At 73.3% G+C, this 12923-nt stretch carries 10 protein-coding genes; 5 read left to right on the top strand and 5 right to left on the bottom strand.

All coding sequences use genetic code 11. From position 1 onward, the window contains the following. Positions 1-38: 38 nt before the first annotated feature. Positions 39-2084, bottom strand: coding sequence for a SpoIIE family protein phosphatase (locus AC07DA_RS08045; RefSeq protein ID WP_479125645.1), 2046 nt, complete (start codon positions 2082-2084; stop codon positions 39-41). Between the two features lie 144 nt (positions 2085-2228). On the opposite strand from AC07DA_RS08045, the gene AC07DA_RS08040 reads away from it, so the two are divergent. Continuing rightward, complete coding sequence (locus tag AC07DA_RS08040) at positions 2229-3059, top strand: alpha/beta fold hydrolase (RefSeq protein ID WP_479125643.1); 831 nt, start codon at positions 2229-2231, stop codon at positions 3057-3059. A 250-nt stretch (positions 3060-3309) separates the two neighbouring features. After that, positions 3310-7218, top strand: coding sequence for a glycoside hydrolase family 2 TIM barrel-domain containing protein (locus AC07DA_RS08035; protein ID WP_479125641.1), 3909 nt, complete (start codon positions 3310-3312; stop codon positions 7216-7218). Positions 7219-7245: 27 nt separating this feature from the next. Here the strand turns inward: AC07DA_RS08035 and AC07DA_RS08030 are convergent, their stop codons facing one another. Beyond that, a complete protein-coding gene (locus tag AC07DA_RS08030; protein ID WP_479125640.1) occupies positions 7246-7608 on the bottom strand; it encodes an ArsR/SmtB family transcription factor in 363 nt (120 codons plus the stop codon). A 130-nt stretch (positions 7609-7738) separates the two neighbouring features. Between AC07DA_RS08030 and AC07DA_RS08025 the strand changes: the two genes are divergently transcribed. The 3 genes from AC07DA_RS08025 to AC07DA_RS08015 are packed head-to-tail and all read left to right on the top strand — an operon-like array spanning position 7739 to position 10480. After that, on the top strand, positions 7739-9220 hold the full coding sequence (locus AC07DA_RS08025) for an AlkA N-terminal domain-containing protein (RefSeq protein WP_479125639.1): 1482 nt from the start codon (positions 7739-7741) through the stop codon (positions 9218-9220). Between the two features lie 9 nt (positions 9221-9229). Further along, the gene (locus AC07DA_RS08020; RefSeq protein WP_479125637.1) at positions 9230-9712 is read left to right on the top strand and encodes a methylated-DNA--[protein]-cysteine S-methyltransferase; all 483 of its coding nucleotides are present in this window, start codon (positions 9230-9232) and stop codon (positions 9710-9712) included. A gap of 54 nt (positions 9713-9766) precedes the next feature. Continuing rightward, positions 9767-10480 (top strand): bleomycin resistance protein, encoded by a 714-nt coding sequence (locus AC07DA_RS08015; protein WP_479125636.1) that lies wholly within the window; start codon positions 9767-9769, stop codon positions 10478-10480. Here AC07DA_RS08015 and AC07DA_RS08010 read toward each other — a convergent pair. The 3 genes from AC07DA_RS08010 to AC07DA_RS08000 all read right to left on the bottom strand — a co-directional run bounded on the left by AC07DA_RS08010 (position 10440) and on the right by AC07DA_RS08000 (position 12900). Next, on the bottom strand, positions 10440-11195 hold the full coding sequence (locus tag AC07DA_RS08010) for an SIR2 family NAD-dependent protein deacylase (protein WP_479125634.1): 756 nt from the start codon (positions 11193-11195) through the stop codon (positions 10440-10442). The genes AC07DA_RS08015 and AC07DA_RS08010 overlap by 41 nt on opposite strands. A 90-nt stretch (positions 11196-11285) precedes the next feature. Then, on the bottom strand, positions 11286-11777 hold the full coding sequence (locus AC07DA_RS08005; protein ID WP_479125632.1) for an NUDIX domain-containing protein: 492 nt from the start codon (positions 11775-11777) through the stop codon (positions 11286-11288). Positions 11778-11826: 49 nt separating this feature from the next. Further along, positions 11827-12900, bottom strand: a complete 1074-nt coding sequence (locus AC07DA_RS08000) for an ADP-ribosylglycohydrolase family protein (RefSeq protein WP_479125630.1) — start codon at positions 12898-12900, stop codon at positions 11827-11829. Between the last annotated feature and the right edge of the window lie 23 nt (positions 12901-12923).

The following is a 12923-nucleotide window of genomic DNA, read 5'->3' as shown; positions in this document are numbered from 1 at the left end:
TGGACGAACACGGCCCGCCGGAGTGGCCCCCCACGCGCTCAGGCGTGCCGGCGCACCAGCAGCAGGGCCACGTCGTCGTCCGGCTCCGGACGCAGCGCGCCGAGCAGGTGGTCGCCGGCCCGCTGCAGGTTCGGCGCCGCGTTCCCCACCAGGCGGGTCAGCGTGTCCAGGCCGGTGTCGATCGGCTCCCCCCGCGTCTCCACCAGCCCGTCGGTGTACAGCGCGAGCAGCGAGCCCGGGGCGAGTTCCACCTCGACCGTGCCGAACTCCACGCCGCCCACCCCGAGCGGCACACCGCCGGGCACGTCGACGAGGCGAGCGCTCCCGTCCGCCCTGGCGAGCACGGGCGGCAGGTGACCGGCGCTGGACAGCTCGCACACGCCGCGCCCCAGGTCGCACACGGCGTACACGCACGTGGCGATCGCGTCGCCGAGGGAGCCCGCGATGTCGTCGAGGTGCCGCAGCAGTTCCGCGGGCGGCAGGTCGAGCCGGGCCAGCGCCCGGGTCGCCGTGCTCAGCTGCCCCATGATCGCCGCGGCCTGGACGCCCTTGCCCATCACGTCCCCGACGACGAGTCCCGTGCGCCCCGGTCCCAGCCGCAGTACGTCGTACCAGTCGCCGCCGACCTCGCTGAGGGCCGGGCGGTAGCGGGCGGCGATGTCCAGCCCCTCCTGGGCGGCGGGCGCGGCCGGGAGCAGGCTGCGCTGGAGGGTCAGCGCGGTGCCGCGCTCGCGTCCGTAGAGGCGGGCGTTGTCGATGCAGATCGCGGCGCGGGCGGCGAGTTCGGAGGCGAGCAGCTGGTCCCGTGAGTCGAAGGGGCGTTCGTTGACCGTGCGGTACAGCGAGAGCGTGCCGAGCACCTTGCCCCGGGCCAGCAGCGGCAGCGCCAGGTAGGAGTGGGCACCGGCCTCGTGCAGGGCCTGGGCGGCCCGCGCGTCCCGCGCGAGGCGACGCAGCATCCGGGAGTCCACGTGCTCCACCAGAACGGGGCGGGCGTTGCGCACGCACCGCGTGATGATCCGCGACGAGCCGTAGGTGGCCACCTCGCCCACCGGGTCGGCGGCGTGGATGGCGTCGGTGGGGTAGCCGGCCGCGACGGCCAGGGCCCGGAACTCGGCGGGCGCGCCGCCCGTCACGGGCACGATCGTGCCGTGGGCGACGACGGACTCGAGCACGTCCACGGCGGCCAGGTCCGCCAGCTGCGGCACGACCACGTCGGCCAGCTCCCGGGCGGTCTGCCGCAGGTCCAGAGTGGTCCCGATCCGCACCCCCGCGTCGGCGATCACCGACAGGTGCTGGCGGGCCTGCGCGACCTCGGCGGCGGCCTGCTGGCGCTCGGTGACGTCCAGCACGGCCACGGCGAGACCCAGGACCCGCCCGTCGATGTCCTCGATGCGGTGGTACGACTCCGAGTACGCCCGGTCCTGGGTGGCCCCCGGCGTGCGGCCGACGGTCTGCTGGTCCAGCAGCGGGCGGCCGGTCCGCAGCACGTGCCGCATCCGGGCCTCGATGGCCGCCACGTCCAGACCGGGCAGCACCTCGCCGACCCGGCGCCCCAGCAGGGCCTCCTCGGGCACGTTGTTGATCCGCTCCAGCGCGGGGTTGACCCCCACCCAGCGCAGGTCGTTGTCGAAGACGGCGATGCCGATCGGGGTCTGGTTGACGAGGCTGTGCGAGAGGGCGAGGTCCCGCTCCACCTTCCGCACGGTCGTCGCGTCCGTGGCGAGCCCGAGCAGGTGGGGCTGGCCGTCGGGGTCGAGGAGGCGCATCGTGCGGAACTCCACGGCGCGTGCCGTGCCGTCGCGGTGGCGCAGCGGGAAGACACCGGCCCAGCGTTCGCCCGCGGCGACCTGGGCGAACAGCTCCCGGCCCCGGGTCCGGTCCGCGGGCGCGACCAGCAGCGTGTCGGCGCGCTGCCGCAGGGCCTCCTCGGCGGTCCAGCCGAGCAGCTGTTCGATCTCGGGGCTCCACAGGGCGATGTGCCCGGACGCGTCCAGGACCACGGCGGCGACCTTCAGCAGGTCCAGCAGTCCGCCGGGCGCGCCCGTGACGGCGTCGGGGTCCGAGGTCGCGTAGCCGCTCATGCGAGCCGCTCCTTCCGGCGCGGCAAGAGGTACCGCCGAGATCCGTTCCAGGCCGTCCGATGAGGTCACAGTACGGTTGTCGGAGCGGCACTGTCGCGCCGAAATGACAAAACCCCCCGCCGTGCGGAGCGAAGGAGCAGCGTCTTGAGTGACTGGTCGTTACGCCGACATGTGGCCACCGCGTCGGGAACCGTCCGCTGGGACCGGTTCGGCGACCCCGGCGGCGAACCGGTCGTGCTGCTGCACGGCACGCCCTTCTCCTCCTACGTGTGGCACGAGATCGCTCCCGCGCTGGCCGCCGCCGGGCACCTGGTGCACGTGTGGGACATGGCGGGCTACGGCGCCTCGGAGATGCGATCCGGCCAGGACGTCTCACTGGCCGCCCAGGGCCGCGTCCTCACCGAGCTGCTCGCCCACTGGGGCCTGGACGAGCCGTCCGTCGTCGCGCACGACTTCGGCGGCTGTGTGGCACTGCGCGCCCACCTGCTGCACGGCGCCCGCTACCGGCGGCTCGCCCTGGTCGACGCCGTGGCCCTGAGGCCCTGGGGCACACCCTTCTTCCGGCTGGTGGGCGAGCACGGCCGCGTCTTCGAGCAGCTGCCGCCGGCGTTGCACCGGGCCCTGGTGCGGGAGTACGTCTCGTCGGCCAGCCACCCCGGACTGCGCCCCGCCACGCTGGACGCGCTGGTCGAACCGTGGACGGGAGAGACGGGCCAGGCCGCCTTCTACCGTCAGATCGCGCAGGCCGACCAGCGCCACACCGACGAGATCCAGCCGCTGTACCCGACGCTCGACCTGCCGGTGACGGTCTGCTGGGGTGCCGAGGACACGTGGATCCCCGCCGGCAAGGGGGAGGAGCTGGCCGGGCTCGTCCCGGGTGCCCGGCTGGTACGCGTCCCGGAGGCCGGGCACCTGGTGCCGCTCGACGCGCCCGCCCGGCTGACGAGTGAGCTGCTGAGGTTCCTGGGGAGCTGAACCACCGGGTCCGGTGAGCTGAGCTGTCGGGGGCCCGCGGAGGCGAACCACCAGGACCGCACAAAGTCCGACGCGGTCATTGCTTCGATTGTGTTCGGGTCCTAGGGTGTGCCTGCTCAGCAGTTGCTCCGTCACCGTCAGTTGCCCGGGTCCCCGCAGAACCCCCCGTCGCGGGCGCCCCGTTGAAGGTCCCAGCTGACGTGCCTCAGTCCGTGCAGCACGACCCTGTCGAACCGAGGAAGGCCACGGTATGCCGCACCCGCACCCCTCTCCCGCCGACCGGCCCGCCCACCCCGAGCGGCCGGTCGTCAGCCGTCGCCGCCTGCTGGAGGGCGGAGCCGCCGTGCTCGGCGCGCTGGCGCTGTCCGCGTCGCCGCTCGCGGCGCACGCGGCCGGCCGGCGCCCGGCGGCGGACGGTCCGCCGGAGTGGAACGACGGACTGTCGGTGTACCGCGTGGGCACCGAGCCGCCGCACACCACGCTCATGCCCTACGCGAACCTCACCCAGGCCCTGGCCGGTGACCGCGAGCGCTCGCCGTTCCGGCTGAGCCTGGACGGCACCTGGAAGTTCGCCTACGCCGACCGCCCGGACGACCGCGACCCCGACTTCCACCGCACCGACGTCGACGACTCCGGCTGGGACACCATTCCCGTGCCCTCCGCCTGGCAGCTGCACGGCTACGACTTCCCGATCTACGTCAACATCACCTACCCCTGGTGGGGCCCCAACGGCGGCGGCGAGAACGCCCAGCCGCCGGCCGCCCCCACGCGCTACAACCCCGTCGGCCAGTACCGCCGCACCTTCACCGTCCCCCGCGACTGGCGCGGCCGGCGCACCTTCCTGCACTTCGAAGGCGTCAAGTCCGCCCACTACGTGTGGATCAACGGCGAACTGGTGGGCTACCACGAGGACTCCTACACCTCCGCCGAGTACGACATCACCCGCCACCTCAAGCCGGGCACCAACCAGATCGCCGTGGAGGTGTACCGCTACTCCGACGCGGAGTGGCTGGAGGACCAGGACATGATCCGGCTGAGCGGCATCTTCCGCTCGGTCCACCTCTACTCCACGCCGAACGTGCACCTGCGCGACTTCAAGCTGGACACCCCGCTCGGCGACGGCTACACCTCCGCCGAGCTGAAGGTCACCGCGCACGTGCGCGACTACGGCGGCGAGGGCGGGGGCCGCTACACGGTCGAGACCCAGCTGTACGACGCCCGCGGTCACGCCGTCTGGTCCCGGCCCCTGAGCCGGCCCGTCGAGGTCCCCGACGGCGACGAGGCCACCGCCGCGGCGTCCCGGGCCGTGCCGTCGCCCAGGCTCTGGTCGGCCGAGCACCCGGACCTCTACACGGCCGTGCTGCGGCTGCGCGATCCGTCCGGCAAGGTGGTCGAGACCCTCTCGCACCGGGTCGGCTTCCGCGAGTTCGCGCTGAAGGACGGCCTGATGCGCATCAACGGCAAGCCGGTCTCCTTCCGCGGCACCAACCGCCACGAGATGCACCCCGTCACCGGCTCGGCACTGACCCGGGCGCAGATGATCGAGGACATCACGATCATCAAGCGGCTCAACATCAACAGCGTCCGCACCTCGCACTACCCCAACAACCCGCTGTGGCTCGACCTCGCCGACGAGTACGGCCTGTACCTCGTCGACGAGACCAACCTCGAAACCCACGGCATCCGCGACAGGTACCCCGGCAGCGGCCGGCCCGAGTGGACCGAGGCGTGCGTGGTGCGCGCGCAGAACATGGTCCACCGCGACAAGAACCACGCCTCGGTGGTCATCTGGTCCCTCGGCAACGAGGCGGGCGGCGGCACCACCTTCAACGCCATGCACGACTGGATCCGCTCCTACGACCCCAGCCGGGTCATCCAGTACGAGGGCGACGACCGCCCGGGCATCAGTGACATCCGCTCCGAGATGTACGACAGCCCGCAACGGGTCGAGCAGCGCGCCAAGGACCCGAACGACACCCGCCCCTACGTGATGATCGAGTACTCGCACGGCATGGGGAACTCCAACGGCAACTTCAAGAAGTACTGGGACGTCGTCCGCCGCTACGAGGTCCTCCAGGGCGGCTGGATCTGGGACTTCGCCGACCAGGCCCTGCGCTGGCCCACTCCGGCGCGCAGACTGCTGACCGAGTCGGGTCCGGGCGCGCTGCGTGGCGAGATCATGGCACCGGCCGGCACCTTCGACCGCGACAGGGGCGTCTCCGGCGGCACCGTCTTCCCGCGCGACCCCCGCCTCGACCTCACCGGCTCCCTCACCCTGGAGGCCTGGGTCACCCCGCACATCACCGGCGGACACCAGCCCATCCTCGCCAAGGGCGACACCCAGTACGCCCTGAAACAGACCGAGAGGACACTGGAGTTCTTCATCCACGGCGGCGGCCAGTGGGTCACCGCGAGCTGGGCCCTGCCCGAGGACTGGACCGGCAGGGAGCACCACGTCGCGGGCGTCTTCGACGCCGAGGCGGGCACGCTCACCCTCCACGTCGACGGCCGGGTGCGCGGCACCCGCACCACCACCCGGCGCCCCGGCGTCAACACGGCGCCGCTCTCGCTCGCCACCGATGTCGACAACCCCACCCGGGAGTTCAGCGGTACCGTCCGCCGGGCCCGCGTCTACGCCCGCGCTCTCGGCGCCGCCGAGCTCGCCTCGGACACCCGCGGCCCCGACGACGAGGGCGTGCGCTTCTGGTTCGACGCCGCCACCGCCGGCCTCACCGAGAGGCGCCCGCGCGACAAGACGTTCTACGCCTACGGCGGCGACTGGGGCGACAACCCCAACGACGGCGCCTTCGCCGGAGACGGCATCGTCCTGCCCGACCGCGCCCTCACCGGCAAGTCCGCCGAGGTCAAGCAGATCTACCAGGCGATCAACGTCATCCGCGCCCAGGGCGGCCCCGGCGCCGTCACGCTCGTCAACGAGTACCTCTTCACGCACCTGCGCGAGTTCGACGGACGGTGGTCGCTGATCGCCGACGGCAAGGCGGTCCAGCGCGGCCGGCTGACCCGGGAGCAGCTGGACGTCGCACCGTCGAGCCGCAAGGACATCGAGGTGCCGGTGCGGCTGCCGGCCACGCCCGCGCCCGGCACCGAGTACTTCCTGCAACTCTCCTTCACCACCAGGGAGACCACCCCCTGGGCCAAGGCCGGCTTCGAGGTGGCCAAGCAGCAGATCGCCCTCGACGCGGGCGGCCCGGCCGTGAGACCCGCTCCCCTGCGCAGCGTGCCCGCCCTGCGCCACACCGACGGGGAGAAGACCGTCACGGTCAAGGGCAAGGGCTTCGCGGTCACCGTCGACAAGGCGACCGGCACCCTCACCTCCTTCGAGGCGGGGGGCGAGCGGCTCATCACCTCCGGCCCCGTCCCGAACTTCTGGCGGGCGCCCACCGACAACGACCGGGGCAACGGCCACCACACCCGCAACCAGACGTGGCGCGACGCCGGAGCGAAGCGGACGGTGGCGGACGTCCGCGTCCGGCCGCTGGACGACCGGGCCGTGGAGATCGCCTTCACCGGCACCCTGCCCACCAGCACGGCGTCCACGTTCAGCACCACGTACACGGTCTTCGGCAACGGCGAGATCAAGGTCGACAACACCCTGCACCCGGGCGCGGCCGGCCTGCCGTACATCCCCGAGGTCGGCACCCTGCTGTTCCTCCCGCGCCGCCTGGACCGGCTGCACTACTACGGCCGCGGCCCCGAGGAGAACATGTGGGACCGCAACAACGCCAACGACGTGGGTCTGTACTCCGGGAAGGTCGCCGAGCAGTGGACGCCCTACCTGCGCCCCCAGGAGAACGGCAACAAGACCGACGTCCGCTGGGCCGCCCTGACCGACGCCGCCGGGCGCGGACTGCTCGTCTCGGGTGAGCCCCTGCTGGAGGTCAACGCCTCGCACTTCACGCCCGAGGACCTGTCGGCCGGGGTCCGCCACGACTACCAGCTGACGCCCCGGGACGCGGTCGTCCTGCGCCTCAACCACCGCCAGATGGGCGTGGGCGGCGACGACAGCTGGGGCGCCCACACGCACGACGAGTTCAAGCTGTTCGCCGACCGGGACTACGCCTACACCTACCGGCTGCGTCCGCTGGCGCGCGTGAGCGAGGCGATGCGGGCCTCACGGCGGCCGACCGCCACCGAGTAGGACGGGCGGGCAGACAGCGGCGCCCCCTCACTCGTCGGCGGCGTCGCTGAGGCCCAGGCGCAGGTGCTCCACGTGGTAGACGGCCTGGTCGAGCAGTTCGGCGACATGGTGGTCGTGCAGTGCGTAGACCACCGAACGGCCCCTGCGCTCGCCCACCACCAGGCCCAGGTTGCGCAGCAGCCGCAGCTGGTGCGAGCAGGCCGACTGCTCCATGCCCACCTCGGCCGCCAGCTCCGTGGCCGGCAGCGGCCCCTCGCGCAGGCGCGCCAGGATCAGCAGCCGGGAGGGCGTGGACAGGGCCTGGAGCGTGGTGGCGACCTTCGCGACGTTGTCCGCGTCCAGGCGTACGCGCTGCGCGTCCTGCGCGGGGATGACGGCTCCATGACCCATGACGTCATCGTACCGGGCCGGCACGAACACATGAATGAATCTTCATCTGTCCCGGTGCGCGGCGCCGTGCCACGAGGTCCATGTCGGATTCTCGCCAGACCCGCCCCGACGCGTGCCCGATGCTGGAGGCATGCAGATGGGGATGCACACCGACACCGAGCGCTGCGTGCGCGCCGTCCGGTCCAAGGACGCGCGGTTCGACGGATGGTTCTTCACGGCCGTCCTGACGACCGGCATCTACTGCCGTCCCAGCTGCCCGGTGGTGCCGCCCAAACCGGAGAACATGGTCTTCCACCCCAGCGCGGCCGCCTGCCAGCAGGCCGGATTCCGGGCCTGCAAGCGCTGCCGGCCCGACACCAGCCCCGGCTCCCCGGAGTGGAACCAGCGCGCCGACCTGGTGGCCCGGGCCATGCGGCTGATCGCCGACGGCGTCGTGGACCGCGAGGGCGTGCCCGGGCTCGCCGCCCGGCTCGGCTACAGCACCCGGCAGGTCGAACGCCAGCTCCTCGCCGAACTCGGGGCGGGGCCCCTCGCGCTCGCCCGCGCCCAGCGCGCCCAGACCGCACGGCTGCTCATCGAGACGACGGCCCTGCCGATGGCGCGGATCGCCTTCGCCGCGGGCTTCGCCTCCATCCGCGCCTTCAACGACACGGTCCGCGAGGTCTTCGCCCTCTCCCCGAGCGAGCTGCGCGCCCGGACCCCGAAGCGGCAGGGACCGAGCACGCCAGGCGCGCTCTCCCTGCGGCTGCCGTTCCGCGCCCCGCTCAACCCCGACAACCTCTTCGGCCACCTCGCCGCCACGGCCGTACCCGGCGTGGAGGAGTGGCGCGACGGCTCCTACCGGCGCACCCTGCGCCTGCCCTACGGCCACGGCATCGTCTCCCTCACCCCCGGCCCCGACCACATCGCCTGCCGCCTCACCCTCGGCGACCTGCGCGACCTGCCCGTCGCCATCAGCCGCTGCCGGCGCCTGCTCGACCTGGACGCCGACCCGGTCGCCATCGACGACCAGCTGCGCGCGGACCCCGTCCTGGCACCGCTGGTCGACAAGGCGCCCGGGCGGCGCGTCCCGCGCACGGTCGACGAGGCGGAGTTCGCCGTCCGGGCCGTGCTCGGCCAGCAGGTCTCCACGGCCGCCGCCCGCACCCACGCGGCCCGCCTGGTCAGCGCGCACGGCGAACCGGTCGACGACCCCGAGGGCGGCCTCACCCACCTCTTCCCGGCCCCCGGCGCCCTCGCGGAACTCGACCCGGAAACCCTGGCGATGCCCCGCACCCGCCGCGCCACCTTCACCACCCTGGTCCGCCGGCTCGCCGACGGCGAGCTGCGCCTCGGCGTGGGAAGCGACTGGCCGCGCACCCGCGCCCAGCTCCTGGAGCTGCCCGGCTTCGGCCCCTGGACGGCCGACGTCATCGCCATGCGCGCCCTGGGCGACCCCGACGCCTTCCTCCCCACCGACCTCGGCATCCGCCGCGCCGCCCGGGAGCTCGGCCTGCCGTCCACGCCCGCTGCGCTCACCGCACGCGCGGCGGCCTGGCGCCCCTGGCGCGCCTACGCCGTCCAGTACCTGTGGGCCACCGACAACCACCCGATCAACTTCCTTCCGGTATAGGGACGTCCGATGAAGCAGCACACCGTGACCGACAGCCCCTGCGGCCCCCTCACCCTCGTCGCCGACGACGGCGTCCTGTGCGGCCTCTACATGACCGGCCAGCGCCACCGCCCGCCGGAGGAGACCTTCGGCCCTCGCGACGACACCCTCTTCGCGGAGGCCGAGGAACAGCTGAAGGCGTACTTCGCGGGCGAGCTGCGGGAGTTCACCGTCCCGCTGCGCCTGACCGGCACCCCGTTCCAGCGCCTGGTCTGGGAGGAGCTGCGCCGCATCCCGTACGGCGAGACCCGCACCTACGGCCGGCTGGCCGCCGACCTCGGCAGTCCCACCGCCTCCCGCGCGGTCGGCCTCGCCAACGGCCGCAACCCCATCGGCATCATCGTCCCGTGCCACCGCGTCATCGGCGCGAACGGCGGCCTCACCGGCTACGGCGGCGGCCTGGAACGCAAGCAGCGCCTGCTGGACTTCGAGCGCGGAGCGGCTCTTTTCTGACCGGTCCGGCCATCCCGCCACCTCGGCTCGTCAAGTTTGACTAGGGTGGCTGTCATGCCGGACAAGACGATCCCGGTCCTGCCCTGCCGGACCCTCCAGCCCGTCCTCGACTTCTACACCGCCCTCGGCTTCGAGGTGACGTACGCGCAACGCAGCCCCAATCCGTACGCGGTGGTGGAACGCGGCGCCATCGAACTGCAGTTCTTCGCGATGAAGGACTACGAGCCGGCCGGCTCGTACAGCACCTGCTACGTCCTGACCGACGACGTCGACGGCCTGCACGAGGCGTTCCGGTCCGGGCTCAAGGCGGCGCACGGCAGGATCCCCACCCGGGGACTGCCCCGGCTCGGGCCCTTGAAGGACATGTCCTACGGCGTGCGGCAGTTCCTCATGACCGACCCGGGCGGCAACTGCGTCCGGATCGGACAGCGCACCGGAGCGCACCCCGGCCACGGGCCCGCCCCCGAGGAGACGTTCGCCCGGGCCCTGCACCACGCGTCCCTGCTGGCGGACTCCAAGGCGGACCCGGCGGCGGCCGCGAAGGTCGTCGACCGGGTCCTGGCCCTCACCGGCGAGACACCGACGGACGTACAGCTGGTGCAGCTGCTCGTCCTGCGCGGGGACGTCGCCGGACGGCTCGGGGACGAGGACGGGGCGGACCACTTCCTGACCCGGGCCGCCGCGGTCCGCCTCGGCGACGCCGAGCGCGAGGCGGCCCGGGACGCGCTCAGCCGGCTGGAGGACCTGCGGGCCGGCCCCCGGCCATGAGCCCGCGCAGCAGCGCGGGCAGGGCCGTGCCGATGGGCTCGCGGACGATCTCGTCGGCACGGTCGTCGTACGGCGTCGGCTCGGCGTTGACGATGATCAGCCGGGCACCGTGGTCGGCGGCGACACCGGCGAGACCGGCCGCCGGATGCACCTGAAGGCTCGTGCCGACGGCGACGAAGATGTCACAGGCCTTGCTGACGGCGGCCGCCTCGCCGAGGACGACCGGGTCGAGGCGCTCGCCGAACATCACCGTCGCCGGCTTCAGGATCCCGCCGCACGCCCGGCAGCGCGGATCATCCTCACCGGCCTCGATCCGCGCGAGCGCGTCCTCCATCGGGCCGCGTGCGTGACATCCGGTGCATACGAATTCCCGCGCCGTGCCGTGCAGCTCGAACACCTTGCGGCCGGGCATACCGGCCTGCTGGTGCAGCCCGTCCACGTTCTGCGTGATCACCCGCACCGGCACCCCGGACCGCTCCAGCTCGGCCACCGCCCGGTGCGCGGCGTTCGGCTCGGGGCGCAGCGCGTGGGTCCGCAGCCGCATCCGCCACGACCGGCGGCGGATTGCCGGGTCGCCCATGTAGTACTCGTACGTGACGAGCTTCTCGGCGTCCGGATCCTGCCGCCACAGCCCGTTCGGCCCGCGGTAGTCGGGGATGCCGGAGTCGGTGCTGACACCGGCACCGGTGAGCAGGGCGAGAAGGGGCTTGGCCATGTCAGCGAGGGTAGGCCGCACCCCGGGGCCGCGGCGAGCGGATATCGAACTGAAGGCCGCCGGGCGCGGAACCCGTGTCCCGGGGGGCCGTCAGCCGACCCGGTGGCCGTTCTCCAGCTCCGCCGTGCCCGAGCCGTCCGCCAGGACGTCCAGGCCCGCCAGGACCCGGCGGCCGAGGGCGCCCGGCAGGTACTGGGGCAGCTCCTCGCGCGGGACCAGCCGCCAGGACAGCAGCTCCTCCTCCTGGAGGCGGATCGCCTTCAGGTCGTCCTCGCCGAGCACGCCGCCGTCGTACAGGTACGCCACCAGCGGCGGGCGGCCCGTGCCGTGGACCCAGTCCACCGCCAGCAGCCGGCCGGGCTCCCGGTCCAGGCCGATCTCCTCGGCCGTCTCACGCCGCGCGCCCTGCCGCGGGGTCTCCCCGTCGTCGGACTCGACGGTCCCGCCCGGCAGTGCCCAGCCCTCCCGGTAGTTGGGCTCCACGAGCAGGACCCGCCCCTCGCCGTCCCGGAACAGCGCGGCGGCGCCGGCGAGGACGCGAGGCAGGGACGCGATGTAGGCGGCGTAGTCCGAGGTGCTCATCCCGGCAGGATAGCGGCGCGGCGACTCGGGACCCCCGGGAGCCGGCGGATCAGCCGCCGGCCTCCGCGAGCCGCACCGTCCGCTCCGCCAGTTCGCTGATCCGCACGCCGTCGAAGCCGAACACCGCGCTGCGGACCGTGTCCTCCAGCGGAACCTTCCACTGGTCCGGGATGGCCGCGGCCCCGCCGAACACACCCGCCACGGAGCCCGCGGTCGCGCCGTTGGAGTCGGTGTCCAGACCACCGCGGACGGTCAGCGTGATGGTGCGGGTGAAGTCGCCGTCGCCGTAGAGCAGGCCCGCGGTGAGGACGGCGGCGTTGGGGACGGTGTGGATCCAGCCCAGCCCCGCGGTCTCCTCGGAGACGGTGGTGAGCGTGTCCTCCCAGGACATCCGGGTGTCGTGCAGGGAGGCGACCCGGCGCACCGTGCGGGCGAGGCGGCTGCTCGCCGGGATCACGCTCAGCGCCTCGTCGAGGGCGTGCCGCACGGTGGGCGCGGTGAACGCCGCCGCGATCAGCGCCGCCGCCCACATCGCCCCGTAGACCCCGTTGCCGGTGTGCGAGAGCACCGCGTCGCGCCGGGCCAGCGAGGCGGCCCGGCGCGGCACGCCGGGGCAGGTCCAGCCGTAGACGTCGGCGCGGATGAGGGCACCGATCCACTCCTGGTACGGGTTGTCGTACGTCGCCGTCAGCGGCGGCTTCAGCCCGTTGGCAAGATTGCGGTAGGCGGCCCGCTCGGCCGTGAAGGTCTGCAGGTACGGCAGCCGCAGCAGCCACAGGTCGCCGACCTGCTCGGTGCTGAAGCCGAAGCCGTGGGTCTCCAGCAGGTCCAGGCCCAGGATCGCGTAGTCGACGTCGTCGTCGCGGCAGCTGCCGTGGATGCGGCCGCGGACGCACTGGCGCCATTCCGGACGCAGCTCGTAGCCGTCGTGCTCGCTGATCGGCTCGGGCAGGTAGTCGGTGAGGGGCAGGGCGGCGGCCCGCCGGAGGTAGCGGTCGATGCGGTCGCGGGTCCACACCTCGCCCTGCTCGACGGGCTTGCCCAGCATGTTGCCCGCGATGCGGCCCTGCCAGCCGCCCAGGACGCGGTTCGCCAGCTCTATTTCGGTGCGTGCGGGGGTCATGGTTACGGTCTACCCGTTCCGGG

The sequence above is a fragment of the Streptomyces sp. NPDC044921 genome, assembly GCF_056432865.1.
Note: the sequence above shows the minus strand (reverse complement) of the source record. Positions and strands in the feature narration are given on the sequence as shown.